Raw genomic sequence first — 19,287 nt, forward strand, 5'->3', positions numbered from 1 at the left:
AACTTGCTCGGCTGTTAACCATCTCCCCTCTTAACCATTTAGTTCACGTAAGCTTTCTAAGGGTGGGATGTCGCAAAGATAACTTAAGCGATAACGTCCGATCAATGTACAGACTAAGGTCATTACCAGTGGGAGGATCAACCAAATCTCTGCATGTAGCTGGATGGTCAGTTCCATTTTATAACTGACAATCGCACTGATCACTTCGGCAAAAATACATGCCACAACACCTGAAATTAGTCCCATTAGCCCTACTTCCAAACTGAGCATCGACTTTAGTTTTTGCTTGGAACTGCCGAAGGAACGCAGTAATGCCACTTCTTTTTTGCGTTCATCCATAAATAAGTTCAAACATGCAACCAAGACCAAAATGCCTGAAATACTGACCAACAGCGCCAAGATGGTAATAATCTGAACCAATACGCTGACGATGCGTTTGATCTCATCCAAAATCAGACTGACATCAATAAACACGGTATTCGAAAACTGTTGAATCAGACCAATCAACTGATTTTTATCTTGCGGTGGAACATAGAAACTCCCCAAATAGCTGCCGGCATTTTCATCCATGGTTTTGGGAGAAAAAATAAAGAAGAAGTTTGGACTAAAGCTTTCCCACTCCACACTGCGAAGGTTAATTACCTTGGCTTGTAAAATCCCTTCAGGTAGGCTAAAACTCAGTCGATCTCCAATTTGAATACCCAGCTCTTGTGCGGTTTTCACTTCTACCGATACTTCATTGACCTGTTGAAAGTGCTGACTGCCCGCGATAATTTGATTATCTTTCGGAAAAGTTGCAGCCTGCGTAAGATTCAATTCACGGCGTAATGAATTATTGCTTTTAATTAAGGCATCAGAAAAAGGGAGATCATTTTTGGCAACTAAACGCCCACGAATATTCGGGTACATCGGCGTCCCTTGCCAACCATGCAGCTTGAGTTGCTGATTAAAATCCTGCAACTCAAATGGCGGTAATCCATAGACAAATTGGTTAGGTGTCCCTAGTGGCAATTGTTGTTGCCAACGTTCCAGTAAATCTGTACGCAATACCGCTAAAACTGTGATCAGGCTTAGCCCCAATGCTAATGCGGTAATTTGAAATGCCGTTTGATACGGTGTGCGTATATACGCTGAGATTTTCGTCCCCCAACTTTTCAAGGCCTTTAAACTGAGCCAGACCATCATATATAAGCCGATACACAGGAAGATGATTGCGCAAATCAGCCACATGGTGAGTTGTAAATTTTCAGTTAAAACCACACAAAACACCACCAAACTGAGTGTGCCGAAACTGAGCATCCAAAGCATGGAACGTACAGAACGCTCTTGTTGTCGTATCACTCGTGCCGGCGGTGTCCCTAATAATTGCCAAAGACTTGGAAGAACAAATCCTAATAACACAATCGTACTGGTGAATATTGCAATTGGAAGCGGGCCAAGCAGCATAGACAGGGCTGAAAACTCTAATTGTAAATTTGGAATCAGCTGTAGCATCAGTTGCAATAAGCCATAGCCCAATCCCAAACCAATCAAACTTCCAAACAGGATTGAAAGCCCGAGTACAACCAACAGTAAAGCCAGATAAGCACTTAATATTTGCTGTTTGGTCGATCCAATACAGCGCATCAGTGCAATGGCATCTTGATTTTGTTGTACATAGCGCTGGCTGGTTAATGCGATGGCGATGCCACAAAGTAAAATAGTTAAAATATTGGCCAGTTGTAAAAACGTTTCTAGGTTGGCAATCGGCTTCATCAAGCGGGTATTGCCTTCACTGGCATTTCTCAGTTTTAAACTGCTTTGAGCTGCATCTTGAACCTGCGTATTATTTGGGTTGGCAGCACGGTCTTCGCTTTGATCACCAAATTTCTGCTTATACAGTTTTTCAAATCGCTGTGTATTTTGTGCATCTCCAGCCATTAACAGGCGATATTCAATCCGGCTTCCTACTTGGATGGCATTGGTTCTCGCCACCTCAGACTGCGCAATCATAACCGTCGGTGAAAAACCACTGAAGCCAAGCTCTTGATTGGTGTCATGAATGATTTTGGCACTGACTTGAAAAGCAGCATCAGCAATATTGATCTGATCTCCAACCTTAACGCCCAACAAATCCATAGCACGCGGACTTAACCAGACCTCACCTGCTTGTATAGAACGGTTTAGTTTCGGTTCTGTTTCGAGTTCACCTCGTAATGGAAATGCAGCATCAACGGCTTTGACATTAACCATGACAAATTGCTGATCAGTGTGCGCCATGCTGCTAAATAGCGTGACATTCGATTGTTTTAATTGCTGTGCTTTGGCTTGTTGTCGCCACTCTTGTGGAATTGGTTCATTGCCTGTCAGCACCAAATCTGCTGCCAACATTTCAGCAGCTTGTAGCGCTACAGCATTTTGAATTTGTACATTACTAAACTTTAAAGCCGTGGTGGCACTGATCGCCAAGGTTAGTGTGATCAATAATAAATACACACCCGTGGTTTTAAAACTCAGCTGTAAGAGTGGTCGAAACAGTGCCAAAAGATTCATGCAGCATCTCCTGTTCGATGCTCAATCAATTGACCATTGACCAATTCAAAATGGCGCTGACATTGACGGGCCAAATCGGCATCATGTGTCACCAATACCAATGTGGTTCCCATTTCACGATTTAACTGAAATAACAATTGTTCAATTTCCTGTGCCGTTGCACTGTCTAAATTACCTGTAGGTTCATCTGCAAAGATCAGATCGGGTTCACTCACCAAAGCACGGGCAATCGCAACCCGTTGCTGCTCACCACCGGATAAAACTTTGGGAGCTTGATGCGCTTGGCGTTCTAGTCCGACCTTTGCTAACAGTTTTAATGCTTTTTCTTCGGCGGCTTTGACCTGAAAATTTGCTTTTAGCCGTAGCGGCAGCATGACATTTTCCAGTGCCGTTAAATGTGGCAACAACTGGAAAGACTGAAAGACAAATCCAATATGAGCCAAACGGACTTGAGCACGCTGTTCTTCATTTAATAGATGAATGTCTTGACCACAGACCCGTAATTGTCCCGAACTGGCCTGATCTAAGGTCGCCAAAATACCCAACAAGGTGGATTTACCTGAACCAGAACGACCAGTAATCGCAACTTGTTCCCCTGCAAAGATTTCAAGATCGAGTTGTTCGAAGATCGATAACTGTTTTTGTGGAAGTTGTATCTTTTGTGTCAATTGCTGTGCAGAAATAATCGCCTGTGGCATGATGTCAACATCTGTCGTGAGTTGGGTCATATCTTCCCTATATGCAAAATCGCATTCAAAATAATCGTCTATTGAGTTACTTGCTGGCTATTGCACTGATGTTCTGCCCGATGCTGCTCTCTGCCAAAACCATTATGATTTTGGGCGATAGCTTAAGTGCAGGTTATGGTGTTTCAGTGCAGCAAGGTTGGGTCCACTTATTACAAAAACGTCTAGACCAACAGTATCCGAAACAACATAAAGTGGTCAATGCAAGTGTCAGCGGTGAAACCACCAGTGGTGCTTTGGCACGACTGCCTAAACTGTTGCAAACTCATCGTCCAGACCTTGTGGTGATTGAGTTAGGTGGTAATGATGGTTTACGCGGACAGCCCCCTGCACAAATTCAAAAAAATTTAGCGCAACTGATTCAAAAAAGCCAACAGGCCAAATCGAAAGTCATTTTATTTGGAATGAAAATTCCACCGAATTATGGCAAGGCATATAGCCAAGCTTTTGAAAATAACTATCAAGTGTTGAGCCAACAGTACAAAGTCAAATTATTGCCTTTCTTTATGCAAGGGGTTGCGGGACATAAAAACTTAATGCAGCAAGATCAGATTCACCCGAATGCCAAAGCGCAATCGATTTTGCTGAACAATGCTTATCCATTGATCAAAGCAAACTTATAAATTTAGTTGGTGAAAATCGGTTCATAAAAAAAGCGCTTCATTTGAGCGCCTTTTTTAATATCTTGTCTTTACTGTAATTTGCTTAGAAATCGTAGAAGCTTACTTCACCTGTTTCGAGTGAATACTCAGCGCCCACCACTTTTAATTTGCCTTGCGCAATTAAGTTTTCGAGGACTGCTGAACCATGACGAAGTTGATTCACTGATGCAAAAACGTTTGAACGTACTGCATGCATTGAAAGTTTTTCAAGGTCATCTTTCAATTCAGTTTGCATGAGTATTTCTACAGATGGACGAACGCGGTTCACAATCGACATCAAGTTTGCTGATGGTGGTGTCGCAGGATTAGTTAAAGCTTCAATCGTAGAATGAATCGCGCCACAGTGTGTATGACCCAATACAATGACCACAGGACATCCAAAGCTTTCTGCTGCAAATTCCACGCTACCGACTTGAGACGGTGCCACAATATTACCTGCAACACGAATCACGAATAAATCGCCTAAGCCTTGGTCAAAGACCATTTCAGCAGGAACACGTGAGTCTGAACACCCTAAAATAATCGCAAAAGGTTCTTGGCTTTCGGCCATTTCAGCACGTTGTTGATGCGTCAAAAGCTTCGGGTGATTCGTTTCACCGTTTACAAAACGTTGATTCCCTTTCTTTAAACGATCTAAAGCTTCTGCTGCTGCTAGCATGTTCTAATTACCCTTATCCGAAGTTGCAATATTTTAATCCCAGTCGAATCGATTGTCACTTGCAAAAACAATTGCTGTGAATTTTTTCTACGACGATGCATCTTGATAGAAAATGCTACTCCACATTCATCAAAAAAAATTATTTTTTCTGTAATGGTTCACATTATTAAAACGCAAGTTTAACCACGTCAAAAAAGCAGTAGATGACAAAGGTCATTTTTAATTTACAATATATTTCATAAATATACGCTTTCGCTATTTCAGCCCATTCTGATAATAGTCATATAAATGATCTAAAAAATATATCGATTCGATTTAACTGGGGTAAACGTCAATGAAAGGACATCATTCACGCATTTTTGGCTTTTTCAAGCTAGCAACAATTTGCTGTATGACGTTTACTGCCAACAACACTTTGGCTGCAAATCCGTCTCCCATCAGCAAAAACCTGGCTGTACCCTCTATCGTGCAAAACTATTTGAGCCAAGAGCGTAAAGCGGCTGGTTTAGTCACACACAGTGTTCAAGTCGGGAATGTGAATTGGAGTTATAGCGAAGGCGGTCAACGCTCTAAACCTACCATCTTGCTGATTCATGGTTTAGGTGGCACACGTGATAATTGGAATCGTGTTGCGCATTATTTAACACCGAACTATCACGTGATTATCCCCGACCTACCGGCCAATGGCGATACGCATGTGCCGGTCGATTTTGATGTCTCAGTGCCGAATGTCACGGAACAACTACGCCAGTTTGTCCTTAAAATAGATATTGAAGATAAACTGAATGTCGCAGGTCACTCATTGGGTGGTTCCATTGCCACGGTATATGCCTCTCAATATCCCTTTGATACCCAAAGCCTATTTTTACTCAACAGCGCGGGCATTTATAAACAGGCCAATACCAGTTACACCCGCGACCCGTATAAACTTAAGAATTTAATCGTTTCAAAACCGGGGGATTTAGATGATGTTATGCATAAACTCATGCAAAATCCGCCCAATGTTCCAACACAGCTCAAAGAAGCGCAGGAAAATATCTTAATTGCGCGTGCGCCCTTCACTAGTAAAATGATCGATCAAGTCGTCACGCTCAATCGAATCTACACCCCTGAAACTTTTGCTCGATTAACACGAACGGTGGAAGCACCAACCCTGATCCTTTGGGGCAAACAAGATAAAATCTTTAATGTTGAAGTGGCTGGTGAACTCAAATCGTTACTGAAACGTGCAGAAACCCCAGTGATTTTAAATAACGTCGGTCATATGCCAATCTTAGAAGCCGAACAACAAGTTGCAGACCATTACTTGCCTTTCCTTGCGAAAAGTCAAAAGTTTAAAAACCCTTTGGTAGATAAACTGATTCAGTTAAACTGAGCATTCGCCATTTTTAGATACCCATCACTGGGACTTCAGGGAAAGTATGCAGAAAAACCCGATGATTGAGCAGTTGATTGACGCTCAACTGAACTTTTTAGATCAGAGCTTTTCACACAATGATACCGTAGCCACTGAATTCACCCATTTTTATCAATGGTTTCGTAAACAATCTTTGCAGCAGATTTGGAGTTTTGATCAAATCAATGCCTTGTTGCAGAAACAAATTTTAAATACCCCTGCAAGTCAATTCCTAATTGAGCAAATTGCTGAACATATCAAATTTGCACTGATTCACCCTGCAAATGACAGCACTACGATTGCCGAAATCATTCCAGTGTTGACCATCGATAAAATTGCACAGTATGTGGCGAGTAAACAGGGACATCGTCAGCGTTTAATTCATACCATGGTCAACAATCCTGCATTTTCAGCCATGATCAGTCAGTTGATTCAACATGCGATACAAGATTATTTAGATAATTCGGTGATTGCAAAATCGGTCCCCGGTGTTTCACGGTTCATGAAAATGGGGAAATCGGTACTGGAAAATGTCACAGATACCAATTTAGATAATGCAGTCAGCAAATACTTGCAAAAGAATATTTTAAAGCTCAGTCAAATGAGTGAAACCGTGTTAAATCAGCACTTTGATGATCATAAGCTGTACCATTTTCAGGCCAATTTGTGGCATAAAATTAAAGCGCTACCAGTTTCGGTATTAAAGAACTATGTTGAAGTTCAGGACTTGCCGCAAACCGTCGCTATGGGTCATGAAATTTGGGACTTTATGCGACAGTCTGAGTATATGAAACAGCAAGTGCATGATGGCGTATACGCTTGGTACGTGCGCAATGCAGAACGCCCTTTTGATTTATTGCTGCGTGATTTAAATATTGATGAAGCACTGATTCAGCATGAACTCCAAAATTTACTCAATCCTATCGTTCAACAAATGATTGAGTCAGGTTATATACGTGAGCGTTCCCGTCTGTATTTAGAACAGTTTTACTACTCAAGTGAAGCACTGAAAATTTTAAATATCCATGCATAAAAAAAGCCGCGTTAAGCGGCTTTTCTTTTGGAACTACTTAGAACTGGTATTTCAAACTTGCATAGTAAGCACGACCCGGCTCGTTATATGTTTGATTGACCGTTTTATCACGCAGTTTTTGCTCATCAAATAGGTTATTCACACCGATACGAGCACTCAAATCCGCATTAAATTTATAACCAAAGTTAATGCCTGCAATGCCATAACTTTTCACGCTATCCATCGCCAAGCCATCTTTGCTTTCAAGACTGGTTTCTGCATATTGACGTGGCTTTTGACGACCATATTGGGTATAGACAAAGTTACTGTCTAATCGATCCGTGATGTTGTAGTTCAAAATAGAGTTCAGTGTGTAATTCGGAATCACTGAAAGCGGATTGCCAGTACGTTTATCTTCAGAGTTGATCATATAAGTAACGTTATTGGTCCACGTGATATCACCCCAATCTAAAGAAATACTTCCTTCAACACCTTCCACCAAAGCTTCCGGCGTATTCATCCAACGCAGTACATTATACGTTGTACCATTTACTTCTAGTTCTTCCAGACGTGTATCCCCCGCAACGATCTTATTTTTATAATCATTACGGAACCATGCAAAGCTTGCATTCACGATGTCTTTTTCGAACTGCACACCTAACTCTTTATTCACTGAAGTTTCAGGTTTGAGATCGCCATTACCTTGTAATAGACATTGGCTCAGCCCAATCGGACAGCCATTACCGCGAGTACTTAACAGATAACCTTCCGCATTTTGGTACATATTGGGTGCTTTATACGCCTTAGCCACACCACCTTTTAATGTCCAATAGTCGCCAAGCTTTTGCGTAATATTGAGACTTGGACTCCAGCTATCGCCTGATTTGCTATGATTATCATAGCGTAGTGCCAAAACGACATCGGTGCTTTCGCCCAAGTTCATATTGTTTTCAATATAGGCCGACGCAATCCGTGAATCCATGTGTGAACGGTCACCTGAGGTCAATACATCACCAAAACCGCCTGTGCCAGCTTGTGTATTAACCGTATCGGTAAAGTCATCTTCAACCCATTCAGCGCCTAAAGTTAATACTTGTGGGACATACCATTGGAACGGCAGATTGGCTTCTGCATTAAAGCGAATGGTTTCTAGATATGACGTTTGTTTATTTTCAAGATTATTAATCTGTCCCTCAGTACTACCGCCTGTTCCTTCAGGTAGGCGTTTATTTTTGGTTTTGTCATATTGCGCAATGAGTTTACTATCGCCCCAACCCCACGTACCTTCATGGGTTAATGCAAAACTATCACGATAAATGGTATTGGTTTCTTCACCAATTAAAGCCGATAGAATAGGCGCTTTGTTTGGATCGGCTGGATCAAATACACTGTTTTGACTGTCACCTGCAAAACGGTTACCTTGGCGGCCAACACTTGCGTCAAACATCAAGACTTGTTGATCGTTCAACTGCCAAGCCAAGCGCCCTGCGATATCTTTATTTTCAACGCCTTCTCGACCCGCCATACGCGCGCCATTGTCCATTAATGCATTAATATCCGCAGCATCTGAATCGGTTTTGTTATAACTACCGTATAAACGATATGAAAGGACATCTTTGAGAATTGGCCCGCTTAAGTTAAAGCTTTCACGGTGACTTGCACCCTCTTTAGCGTCTTCAGGCTGATTGGTAAAAACTTCCACAGAGCCATGCACTTCATTGGTCACTTTCTTGGTTTTAATATTGACCACACCACCCATCGCACCTGAACCATAACGCGCTGCTGCTGGACCACGCAGCACTTCAATCGATTCAATGGCATCTGCAGGTACCCAGTTCGAATCACCACGTGTATCACGCTCACCGCGCCAGCCATAACGTACTGAGTTTCTCGAATTTACAGGCTTGCCATCAATTAAGATCAACGTGTTTTCAGGCCCCATACCACGGATATCAATCTGACGGTTATTACCACGTTGCCCGGTGGCACTGTTACCAGTCAAATTCACACCCGGCATACGGCGCACATGCTCTGAAATATCATTCACAACCGGCATTTTTTCTAAATCTTCTGCCGTAATTTTTGAAGCACCTAATGATTGTTTAACCTGTTCTGCTGCAGTAACAACAATGGTTTCCATCTTCGTTACGGATTCGTCTGTTGCTTCAGTTTGCACATCTTCTGCATGCGACAAACTTACCAATGCACAGAGTATTGAAAGTGTAAGCGTTGATTTGAATAGTTGTTTGGTCATTGAGTGCTTCCAAATGAACGTATTTATGGAGAAATCTTGAATATTGTGTTGCACATTGTAACTACCACGAACAATATTGCAACTAATTTTAATAATCATTCTCATTTATATTTGTGATATCGCTTATCATCTCACTGTAAAAACCTCAGAAACCATTTAAAAATCTTCGTTTTATTTGATTTAGACAATAAAAAAGCCGCATCATTGCGGCTTTTTTATAACAATACTGAACTTATTTGAAATAAGCACCTTCAGTATTACTGTGATCCGTTTGGTCAACAACGCGCATTAATTCAGGTACATGCTGCTTCAATGTTGTTTCAACACCTTGTTTCAAGGTTAAATCGATTGAAGAACAACCTTGGCAACCACCACCGAATTTAAGCACTGCAGTTAAACCATGCTCTACATCTTCAACCACTTCTACCAATGCACAGTTACCACCATGACCGGCAAGGCCAGGATTAATTTCTGACTGTAGAACATAAGTGATTCGCTCTTCTACAGAGGCATCTGGACCCACACGTGGCACTTTTGAGTTTGGTGCACGGAAAGTTAACTGACCACCAAAACGGTCTTTGTTATAGTCAATCACCGCATCCAAAAGATATGGAATAGACGGTGTGTCAATAAATGCAGGGAAATCTGGATAGTCTTGTTTATAGTCTGTAGGCACAACTTCTTCTGGTGCACTGTAAGCCATACAACATTCAGCACGTGGCGTACCCGGATTTTCCACAAAAACACGTACACCAATGCCCGGTGTATTTTGTTTATCCAAAAGATCTTTCAAATACTCTTGGGCATTTGGAGTGATCAATAGGTTTGGAATTTCTTCAGCAACTGCTGTGCTGTTGTTCTCAGTCGACATTACAATATTTCCTCAAGCTGAAGTCGCTATTTTAACTTAAGATGCGGGGCATTAGAAAAAAATCAACTAAAATTGTCGGAATTATTCTGAAAGTTCACGCTTTAAGCCGTTTTAATGGCATTATTGAGCATAAATTTTAACAAGTAGAATAGTCATATATGTTGGGTCTACCCTTTAACCACACCGTGACCATTATCCTGATTACGGTGGTGATTTCACTGATTGCATTTTCAAATCAGAAAGTGATGAATCGTTTGTTATTTTGGCCGCCAGCCCTCAGTCGTGGCGAGTATGACCGATTTATTAGCCATGGCTTTATTCATGCAGATGGTGCGCACCTATTATTCAACATGATTACCTTATTTTTCTTTGGTAGCGTGATTGAAAGTTTTTATCGCCAATATTTTTTCGACATGGGCTTTGTGCTGTTTTACTTGGGCGGTTTGATCGCTGCGATTATTCCGAGTTATTTAAAACATAAGCATGATACCCATTGGGCAAGTTTAGGCGCTTCTGGGGCGGTATCTGCGGTACTTTTTGCGTATATCTTGTTTGAACCGTGGAAACTGATTTTTGTATTCTTTATTCCTGTTCCGGCGATTATTTTTGCCGTGCTTTATGTGGCTTATAGTATCTGGTCAGGTAAACGTGGCAACAGCAACATTAACCACAGCGCACACCTTTGGGGCGCAGCGTATGGTGTAATCATGACGATTATTCTTGAACCGAAACTCATTCCACATTTCTTAAGTCAGTTATTAAACGTTCCTTTCTAAACGTTAAGTCTAAAAAATCAGCCTAATTTAAGCTGTAAAAATGATAGCCTAAACCGTTTCAGTTTAGGCTTTTTTATTGCGCCGAGTTTAACCTCATCACCATTGATCTTTTCTTTAGCCAATTTCCCATATCTACAACACCGCACTTTGAATATCGAGCTATACAATTTCACAGCAGATTGAAACGCTATCTACCCATGCCCTGATTTAAACTGAAATGACACAGAATAAAAAAGGGAAAATTCCAATGAAAATAGTCCTGATGTTCTCAAGTTTGCTGTAGACCTGCGTGTTGAGTGCTTGTGCCGTTCACACCCGTGAAGGCAGTATCGTCGTCGACCCAGATCGTAATCACTATCCTTACAATTACCCAGATCGCCATGGCGACTTTTGCCCGCCCGGACAGGCTAAAAAAGGTCGTTGTTGATTTGCCGTTATTGATTTAATGCCCTCTTCTTTTCAGCCTTCAAAACGAAGGCTTTTTCAATTCCGTCAGTAAAATTTGAAGCTGTATATTCTACGAAAGTTCACAAAAGCACATGACAAATCATATAAATCTGGCATTTTATGCCACCCTATTTTTTAATTTGGCATAGATAATGTATACATCTGTATATTAATGACAAAATTAGCTGAGATATTTTGCATGTCAAGTTCAACTGAAGGTCTTCAATTTCCCATTTCGGCTTCAAACCAAAAGCCGAGTACATCTAAAACCGGTCGTGAAATTATCGCTGAAGCCTTAGCTGCAGTTGACCATCACTCTTCTGTACGTGCAAAACAAGAAAAAAACTGGCGTAAAAAATATCCTGAATATTTTAAAGCCTTGGTTGAACAAGGGATTCAATCATCTGAAGCAGCGATCAACATTGCTGAGCAAGGTTTAAATAAAGCGCATCACGTCTTTGAGTTTTATCGTGATCAAGAAAAGCATACGCTCAAAGATGCAGTGGCTTTAACTGCACATCCGCTGCATACCGTGAAGTTAAAAGGTGAAAGTGACGCAGCGCCTGAGTGGTATGTGCCCTATCATGGCCAAAAACTGCAAGGTGAGGCTTTACTGGCTCAGATTCAAAAATGGCAAGATGCTGGCATCATTGAAGCCAGTCATGCAGACGCATTACGTGAAGCCATTGCACACCCAGAATGGTTCGATTTGTCAGATCGGACTATGGTGCTTTTTGGTGCTGCCTCCGAAGCTGGCCCCCTGACGTGGTTAGCAAAATGGAAAACCAATATTGTGGCAATTGACCTGAATAATGAACGTGTTTGGGATCGAATCTTAAGCACGGTTCAGGCCGGTAATGCCACTTTATATGCGCCAAGTCTCGACGCTGTGCATGAAGACACACCCATTCAAGAACTAAAACACAAATTGGGTGCCAATTTACTGACACACATTCCTGAAATTGCACAATGGCTTGCACAAAGTGAACATCAACTAGATCTAGCTGCAATTGCCTATTTAGATGGTGAAAAGCATGTTCGTGTTGCAATGGCCATGGACAGCATCATGGCCTATGTCAGCCAGCAAAAAGCCGACACCAGCTTGATGTTTATGTGTACTCCGACCGATGTCTATGCGGTGCCAGAAGAGATTGTTACGGCAGCGCAAGCCAAATTCCAAAACCGTGCTTCTGCACAAAAGCTTTTGACGCAAAGCATTGCGAAAGTCACAGGTCAGCATTTCTTTAAGCAAAATAATGAGCAAACCACCACAGCAGACAATGGAAAATCCTATGGTATCGCTGACTGTTTGGTGGTGGAACAAGGTCCTAACTACGCACTTGCAAAACGTATTCAACAATGGCGTGCAACTGTGGCACGTCAAAATGGTCAGCGGGTTAGTATCAATATTGCGCCATCCACCACAACTCGCTCAGTGACGAAGAATCCATTATTAAAGGCCGCATTTAATGGTGCGAGTTTATTTGATGTGGAATCCTTCCAACCTGAAACCACCAATGCACTCATGGCAGCTTTATGGATTCACGACTTGAGAAACCCTCAATCGGTTGCTAACCCTGAAACGGCGCTAGACCACCCATTAGAACTCATGATGCATGGTGCCAACCATGGTGGCTTATGGCGTGTGGCTTATTTGGCGCGTACTGCCTTACCTTTTGCAGCGCTGTATGGTTTTGCTGAAGAGAAATTGTCCGTGAAAAAAGTATTGGGACTGTTTAAAAAAGCGTAACTGCATTGGTTCAAATAAGTGTTGAACTTTGCAAAGCTTCAACTCGCTAGTTTGATTGTTCTAATTCAGCTCTCAGTCATCCCATTAAAATCGGTGATGTCTGAGATACAGCCATAAGAAAACGCTGCCGAAGCAGCGTTTTTTTATATCTGGAATTTGAGTTGCTTAGAACACTTTCAAGAATAACCAGTACAAGCAGCCTGATAGACAGATCGTTGCAGGTAAAGTGAAGACCCAAGCCGATAGAATGGTCTTCACTGTTGCAAAGTTCAGACCCGATTTATTCGCGACCATGGTACCTGCAACCGCAGAGTTCAATACGTGTGTGGTCGATACAGGCATACCAAAACCATCCGCAGCAGCAATCGTTGACATAGCAACAAGCTCGGCAGACATGCCCTGACCATAGGTCATGTGGTTTTTACCAATACGCTCACCTACAGTCACGACAATACGTTTCCAACCCACCATGGTTCCAAGACCCAGTGCCAATGCAACAGCGACTTTCACCCATGTTGGAATGTACTGTAAGAACGAGTCTAAGTGACTACGATATTCCTTCACAGTCTTTTGTTCAGCTTCTGCCATTGCTGGTAGTTGGTCAGCTTTATCTAGACGTTTAAAAGCAGTAGTACTTAAGTACATGTCATTACGAATCGAAGATACTTCTTGTTCAGGAATATCTTTTAAGTCGCCATACTGTGCAACACGCTCACCTAAATGATCGGTCAAACTTGCCAAAGCTGGCACAACTTCTGGGCTGACTTCTTTGGTTTGAATGTATTTGGTGAGTACATCACGTGCTTGTGCATCAGGAATATCCTTATGCTCTGCGTAGATCGCAGTCGCAGTTTGAGCAGATAACTGATGGAAAGATTGAATATGTTGATTATCTAAGTTCTTATTCAATGAATAAGCCAATGGCACACATCCGATCAAAATCAGCATGATCAGACCCATACCTTTTTGACCATCATTTGAACCGTGCGCAAAACTTACACCTGTACAGGTAAAGATCAAGATTGCACGAATCAGTGGTGGTGGCGGCTTGTTGCCTTCTGGTGGCTGAAACAGTTCAAGCTGTTTGCGGAAAATACGCTTCACCAACAAGAAAACGAGAGCTGCAAATGCAAAACCAATCAGTGGCGAGAATAATAAGGCCTTACCGACTTTAAGCACCTGCTCCATATCTACACCGCTCGCACCACCGCCTGCATTTAACAGGTAGTTCATGATGCCAACGCCAAGAATAGAACCAATCAAAGTATGCGAACTAGACGCCGGGATGCCTAAGAACCAAGTCCCTAAATTCCACAAAATCGCTGCGATCAGCATTGCGAAAACCATGGCAAAGCCAGCACCTGAACCGACATTCATAATCAATTCAACAGGTAATAAGGCAATAATGCCGTAAGCGACTGCACCACTGGCAACCATTACGCCTAGGAAGTTACAGAAACCCGCCCACATTACCGCAACCGGTGCTGACAAAGCATTGGTATAAATCACTGTTGCTACTGCATTCGCAGTGTCATGGAAGCCATTTACAAATTCAAAGCCAAGTGCGATGAATAAGGCTGTGCCCAATAAAATCATTGAATAAAGACTTAAAGGCGGAACATGCGCTAAATCGGCAGTCACCTGAAAACCAATATAAATCAACGTTGAAATAATCACCGTCAAAAATACCGGCATAAAGAATTTCGGTGTAGGCACATGAACATTCGTAGACTTTTGAGTAGTCGACGTGTGCGCTGAATCTACGGGAGTTTGTTTAGAATTCATGCAGGCAGGAATAGAGGATTTTAAAATCCCCATATTGTTCAATTTAATTATGACAATTATATGACAAAGCGGTGTCATATAAAGCAATTTTTCATGCTTTATTTGTTTTTTTAAAGTGTTAAAAACCGACTTTTATACTCTACTTTCATAAAGTAAATCAGTTATTTAATCTGCGTATTTAAACTTTATTTTCTTTGAAACCCAATGTTTCAGCTTATATTTCATCTGTCATGTTTTTTGTCATATTGCATAGCCCTGCTGGATGTTTTTTAATCTTGCCTGAGCAATATGACAAATTCATGAAGCTTTCCATACATTTATATGAAATTGGAATATGAAATTATCAAGTTGCAATATTGCTCATTAATTCAACAAGCTAATAATTGCGCGCTGTGAAGATGATTGAATATCAATAAAACTGCAATGAATTCTGTTAATATATTTGCCGATTTTATATTCCATCGGATTGGGGTTATTTATGTCCACGCTTGCCACCCTAAAAGAGCTGCTCGCTCAACGGATTCTGATTATCGACGGTGCAATGGGCACCATGATTCAGCGTCATAAACTCGAAGAAGCTGACTACCGTGGTGAGCGTTTTGCAGATTGGGCATCTGACCTCAAAGGCAATAATGACCTATTGGTGTTGACGCAGCCGCAAATTATCCAAGGCATTCATGAAGCCTACCTCGATGCTGGCGCAGACATTATTGAAACCAACAGCTTTAACGGCACTAAAGTTTCAATGTCTGACTACCACATGGAAGATTTGGTATCAGAGATCAACCGTGAAGCAGCGCGTATTGCCAAAGCCGCTTGTGAAAAATACTCAACACCTGAAAAACCACGTTTTGTGGCTGGTGTGCTTGGGCCAACTTCACGTACTTGCTCAATCTCGCCAAATGTAAATGACCCTGCATTCCGTAATATTACTTTTGATGAGCTTAAAGAAAACTATATTGAAGCTGCGCATGCCCTGATTGAAGGCGGTGCCGATATTCTGCTCATTGAAACTGTATTCGATACTTTGAACTGTAAAGCTGCCATTTTTGCAGTAAAAGAAGTGTTTAATCAGCTTGGCTATGAATTGCCATTGATGATTTCAGGCACGATTACCGATGCCTCTGGCCGAACTTTAACTGGCCAAACTGCTGAAGCGTTCTGGAACTCTGTGCGTCATGGTGACTTATTGTCTATTGGCTTTAACTGTGCCCTCGGTGCAGATGCCATGCGTCCACATGTAAAAACCATTGCTGACGTTGCTGATACTTTTGTTTCGGCGCATCCGAACGCTGGCTTACCAAATGCCTTCGGCGGTTATGATGAAACCCCTGAAGAAACAGCTGCCTTTATTAAAGAATTTGCAGAAAGTGGCTTAATTAACATCACTGGCGGCTGCTGCGGTACAACGCCGGATCACATCCGTGCTATTGCCAATGCCGTAAAAGACATTAAGCCGCGCCAAGTGCCAGAAACCAAACCCGCTTGCCGTTTAAGCGGTTTAGAGCCGTTCAACATTACAGAAGATTCGCTGTTTGTAAACGTCGGTGAACGTACCAACGTGACAGGTTCTAAAAAATTCCTACGTTTAATCCGTGAAGAAAACTTTGCCGAAGCTTTAGAAGTTGCACAGCAGCAAGTTGAAGCTGGCGCGCAGATTATCGATATCAACATGGATGAAGGCATGCTGGATTCAGAAGGCGCAATGGTGCACTTCCTGAATCTTGTCGCTTCTGAACCTGAAATTTCACGTGTGCCGATCATGATTGACTCATCTAAATGGGAAATCATTGAAGCAGGCTTAAAATGTGTACAAGGTAAAGCGGTTGTTAACTCGATTTCCTTAAAAGAAGGCTATGACGAGTTCGTTGCAAAAGCGCGTTTGTGCCGTCAGTATGGCGCTGCCGTAATTGTTATGGCCTTTGACGAAAATGGTCAGGCCGACACTGCTGCACGTAAAAAAGAAATCTGTAAGCGTTCTTATGATGTATTGGTCAATGAAGTAGGCTTCCCTGCTGAAGACATCATTTTTGATCCTAACGTATTTGCGGTCGCAACTGGTATCGAAGAACATAACAATTATGCTGTGGACTTTATTGAAGCGACAGGTTGGATCAAACAGAACTTACCGCATGCGATGATTTCCGGCGGTGTGTCTAACGTATCGTTCTCATTCCGCGGTAACGAGCCTGTACGTGAAGCGATTCACTCAGTGTTCTTATACCATGCCATTCAGCAAGGCATGACTATGGGTATCGTCAACGCAGGTCAAATGGCGATTTATGATGATATTGATGCTGAACTGAAAGCTGCGGTTGAAGATGTGATCTTGAACCAAAACCAAGGTGAAAGCCATCAAGAAGCTACAGAAAAGCTGCTTGAAGTTGCTGAAAAATACCGTGGTCAAGGTGCTGCGCAAAAACAAGTTGAAAACTTGGAATGGCGTGAACTTCCAGTTGAAAAACGTCTTGAACACGCTTTGGTTAAAGGCATCACCACATTCATTGATGAAGATACTGAAGAAGCACGTCTGAAAGCTAAACGTCCTTTAGATGTAATTGAAGGCCCACTCATGGACGGCATGAACGTGGTAGGTGATTTGTTCGGTTCAGGCAAAATGTTCCTGCCGCAAGTGGTGAAATCTGCACGTGTCATGAAGCAAGCCGTAGCTTGGCTCAACCCATTCATTGAAGCGGAAAAAACAGCTGGCCAATCTAAGGGTAAAGTCCTGATGGCAACCGTGAAAGGTGACGTACATGACATCGGTAAAAATATCGTGGGCGTGGTGCTGGGCTGTAACGGCTATGACATCATCGACCTTGGCGTGATGGTGCCTTGCGAGAAGATTCTGCAAACTGCGATTGATGAAAAAGTCGACATTATTGGTCTATCTGGCCTAATCACTCCATCTTTGGATGAAATGGTTTTTGTTGCGAAAGAAATGCAGCGCAAAGGCTTTAATGTTCCATTGATGATTGGCGGTGCAACCACTTCTAAAGCGCATACGGCAGTGAAAATTAATCCACAATATTCAAACGATGCAGTCATTTATGTTGCCGATGCATCTCGTGCGGTGGGTGTAGCAACAACTTTACTTTCTAAGGAAATGAAGCCAAAGTTTGTAGAAGAAACCCGTACTGAATATGAAAAAGTCCGTGAGCGTATTGCCAATAAACAGCCAAAAGCTGCCAAGCTGACATATGCTGAATCTGTAGAAAATGGCTTAAAAATTGACTTTGCTGCCAATGCGCCTGTGAAGCCAAACTTTATTGGTACGCAAACGCTGACCAATTATCCATTGGAAACATTAGTTGAGTACTTTGACTGGACACCGTTCTTCATTTCTTGGAGTTTGGCAGGTAAATTCCCTGCTATCTTAACGGATGAAGTTGTAGGTGAAGCAGCAACTGACTTGTATGAACAAGCACAGACCATGCTAAAAGACATCATCGACAACAAACGTTTTGATGCTCGTGCTGTGTTTGGTATTTACCCTGCTAACCGTTCTGCAGCGGATTCGGTTGAAGTGTATAGCGAAGATGGTCAATCGGTTACGCATACCTTCCATCACATTCGTCAACAGTCTGACAAAGTTACTGGTAAACCGAACTTGTCATTAGCGGACTTTGTTGCGCCTAAAGGTGTCGCAGAAGACTACTTGGGCGGTTTCACGGTATCCATCTTTGGTGCGGAAGAAATGGCAAATGAGTACAAAGCTAAAGGCGATGACTACTCTGCAATTCTTGCGCAATCTTTAGGTGACCGTTTTGCGGAAGCGTTTGCGGAGCATTTGCATGAGCGCATCCGTAAAGAGTTCTGGGGTAACCAAGCGTCTGAAACCTTAAGCAATGAAGAATTGATTAAAGAGAAGTATGTGGGCATCCGTCCTGCACCGGGCTACCCTGCTTGTCCTGAGCATTCTGAAAAAGCGCCATTGTTTGATTGGTTAGGTTCTACCGATAAAATTGGTACGCAATTGACTTCTAGCTTTGCAATGTGGCCGCCTTCATCTGTCAGCGGTTTCTACTATGCAAACCCTGAAAGCCAATACTTTAACGTGGGTAAAATCGCAGGCGATCAGCTTGAGGATTATGCAAAGCGTAAAGGCTGGACTTTGGATGAAGCGAAGCGTTGGTTAGCGCCAAATTTGGATGATTCAGTTCAGTAATTAGTTTGAAAAAATCCCCTCTAATTAGGGGATTTTTTATATTTGAGTTGGAATTCGTAAATATTTATCTTTAAGTCTTTCTATTTGCTTTCTAGGAATTCCCATAAGTTGTCATTAAAAAGTAAACATGTATTCTTTTCCGAATTGGTTTGATACTTTCTCCACCCATTGCTCTATTTTATCAGCTGTCATGACTTGAAAATCTCGCCAATAATATTTCATCTGCTTCC

At 42.1% G+C, this 19,287-nt stretch carries 13 protein-coding genes and 1 pseudogene; 7 read left to right on the top strand and 7 right to left on the bottom strand.

Features of this window, described 5'->3' with window-relative positions:
• Positions 1-30 precede the first annotated feature (30 nt).
• Together FTU38_RS13565 and FTU38_RS13570 are read right to left on the bottom strand one after the other, a co-directional pair.
• Complete coding sequence (locus FTU38_RS13565; protein ID WP_180111539.1) at positions 31-2,532, bottom strand: ABC transporter permease; 2,502 nt, start codon at positions 2,530-2,532, stop codon at positions 31-33.
• Complete coding sequence (locus FTU38_RS13570; RefSeq protein ID WP_180005271.1) at positions 2,529-3,260, bottom strand: ABC transporter ATP-binding protein; 732 nt, start codon at positions 3,258-3,260, stop codon at positions 2,529-2,531. Before FTU38_RS13570 ends, FTU38_RS13565 begins: the two co-directional genes overlap by 4 nt.
• An 11-nt stretch (positions 3,261-3,271) precedes the next feature.
• On the opposite strand from FTU38_RS13570, the gene FTU38_RS13575 reads away from it, so the two are divergent.
• Positions 3,272-3,901: an arylesterase gene (locus tag FTU38_RS13575; protein WP_180111541.1), complete on the top strand. Its 630-nt coding sequence runs from the start codon at positions 3,272-3,274 to the stop codon at positions 3,899-3,901.
• 82 nt (positions 3,902-3,983) lie between these two features.
• Here the strand turns inward: FTU38_RS13575 and FTU38_RS13580 are convergent, their stop codons facing one another.
• Positions 3,984-4,598, bottom strand: a complete 615-nt coding sequence (locus FTU38_RS13580) for a carbonic anhydrase (protein WP_078189941.1) — start codon at positions 4,596-4,598, stop codon at positions 3,984-3,986.
• A 334-nt stretch (positions 4,599-4,932) separates the two neighbouring features.
• Here FTU38_RS13580 and FTU38_RS13585 point away from each other — a divergent pair, with 334 nt between their 5' ends.
• A complete protein-coding gene (locus FTU38_RS13585; RefSeq protein WP_373683073.1) occupies positions 4,933-5,973 on the top strand; it encodes an alpha/beta fold hydrolase in 1,041 nt (346 codons plus the stop codon).
• Positions 5,974-6,019: 46 nt separating this feature from the next.
• Positions 6,020-7,027 carry a hypothetical protein gene (locus tag FTU38_RS13590; RefSeq protein WP_180111544.1) on the top strand — a complete coding sequence of 336 codons (1,008 nt, stop codon included), beginning with the start codon at positions 6,020-6,022 and terminating at the stop codon, positions 7,025-7,027.
• Between the two features lie 37 nt (positions 7,028-7,064).
• Here the strand turns inward: FTU38_RS13590 and FTU38_RS13595 are convergent, their stop codons facing one another.
• Positions 7,065-9,260 carry a TonB-dependent siderophore receptor gene (locus FTU38_RS13595; RefSeq protein ID WP_180111545.1) on the bottom strand — a complete coding sequence of 732 codons (2,196 nt, stop codon included), beginning with the start codon at positions 9,258-9,260 and terminating at the stop codon, positions 7,065-7,067.
• Between the two features lie 232 nt (positions 9,261-9,492).
• Positions 9,493-10,131: a Fe-S biogenesis protein NfuA gene (gene nfuA / locus FTU38_RS13600; protein WP_180111547.1), complete on the bottom strand. Its 639-nt coding sequence runs from the start codon at positions 10,129-10,131 to the stop codon at positions 9,493-9,495.
• A gap of 158 nt (positions 10,132-10,289) precedes the next feature.
• Between nfuA and FTU38_RS13605 the strand changes: the two genes are divergently transcribed.
• From FTU38_RS13605 to FTU38_RS13610, 3 genes are all read left to right on the top strand, one after another.
• On the top strand, positions 10,290-10,907 hold the full coding sequence (locus FTU38_RS13605) for a rhomboid family intramembrane serine protease (RefSeq protein ID WP_111884441.1): 618 nt from the start codon (positions 10,290-10,292) through the stop codon (positions 10,905-10,907).
• A 289-nt stretch (positions 10,908-11,196) separates the two neighbouring features.
• Complete coding sequence (locus tag FTU38_RS17060) at positions 11,197-11,334, top strand: hypothetical protein (protein WP_373684002.1); 138 nt, start codon at positions 11,197-11,199, stop codon at positions 11,332-11,334.
• 219 nt (positions 11,335-11,553) lie between these two features.
• Positions 11,554-13,104 carry a hypothetical protein gene (locus tag FTU38_RS13610; RefSeq protein WP_180111549.1) on the top strand — a complete coding sequence of 517 codons (1,551 nt, stop codon included), beginning with the start codon at positions 11,554-11,556 and terminating at the stop codon, positions 13,102-13,104.
• Positions 13,105-13,269: 165 nt separating this feature from the next.
• Here the strand turns inward: FTU38_RS13610 and FTU38_RS13615 are convergent, their stop codons facing one another.
• Positions 13,270-14,889, bottom strand: coding sequence for an inorganic phosphate transporter (locus tag FTU38_RS13615; RefSeq protein ID WP_180111550.1), 1,620 nt, complete (start codon positions 14,887-14,889; stop codon positions 13,270-13,272).
• Positions 14,890-15,367: 478 nt separating this feature from the next.
• On the opposite strand from FTU38_RS13615, the gene metH reads away from it, so the two are divergent.
• Positions 15,368-19,057: a methionine synthase gene (gene metH / locus FTU38_RS13620; RefSeq protein ID WP_180111552.1), complete on the top strand. Its 3,690-nt coding sequence runs from the start codon at positions 15,368-15,370 to the stop codon at positions 19,055-19,057.
• Between the two features lie 114 nt (positions 19,058-19,171).
• Here the strand turns inward: metH and FTU38_RS13625 are convergent.
• Positions 19,172-19,287 (bottom strand): annotated as a pseudogene (locus FTU38_RS13625) (transposase); the annotation flags it as partial.

This window comes from Acinetobacter sp. YH12098, from assembly GCF_013419235.1.
Classification (GTDB): Bacteria; Pseudomonadota; Gammaproteobacteria; order Pseudomonadales; family Moraxellaceae; genus Acinetobacter; species Acinetobacter amyesii.

Excerpts from the sequence above, each read along its gene's own strand:
- FTU38_RS13575 (WP_180111541.1), top strand. The coding sequence starts at position 3,272 with ATGCAAAATCGCATTCAAAATAATCGTCTATTGAGTTACTTGCTGGCT.
- FTU38_RS13580 (WP_078189941.1), bottom strand. The coding sequence starts at position 4,598 with ATGCTAGCAGCAGCAGAAGCTTTAGATCGTTTAAAGAAAGGGAATCAA.
- FTU38_RS13590 (WP_180111544.1), top strand. The coding sequence starts at position 6,020 with ATGCAGAAAAACCCGATGATTGAGCAGTTGATTGACGCTCAACTGAAC.
- FTU38_RS13585 (WP_373683073.1), top strand. The coding sequence starts at position 4,933 with ATGAAAGGACATCATTCACGCATTTTTGGCTTTTTCAAGCTAGCAACA.
- nfuA (WP_180111547.1), bottom strand. The coding sequence starts at position 10,131 with ATGTCGACTGAGAACAACAGCACAGCAGTTGCTGAAGAAATTCCAAAC.
- FTU38_RS13570 (WP_180005271.1), bottom strand. The coding sequence starts at position 3,260 with ATGACCCAACTCACGACAGATGTTGACATCATGCCACAGGCGATTATT.
- FTU38_RS13610 (WP_180111549.1), top strand. The coding sequence starts at position 11,554 with ATGTCAAGTTCAACTGAAGGTCTTCAATTTCCCATTTCGGCTTCAAAC.
- FTU38_RS13615 (WP_180111550.1), bottom strand. The coding sequence starts at position 14,889 with ATGAATTCTAAACAAACTCCCGTAGATTCAGCGCACACGTCGACTACT.
- FTU38_RS13605 (WP_111884441.1), top strand. The coding sequence starts at position 10,290 with ATGTTGGGTCTACCCTTTAACCACACCGTGACCATTATCCTGATTACG.
- metH (WP_180111552.1), top strand. The coding sequence starts at position 15,368 with ATGTCCACGCTTGCCACCCTAAAAGAGCTGCTCGCTCAACGGATTCTG.
- FTU38_RS13565 (WP_180111539.1), bottom strand. The coding sequence starts at position 2,532 with ATGAATCTTTTGGCACTGTTTCGACCACTCTTACAGCTGAGTTTTAAA.
- FTU38_RS13595 (WP_180111545.1), bottom strand. The coding sequence starts at position 9,260 with ATGACCAAACAACTATTCAAATCAACGCTTACACTTTCAATACTCTGT.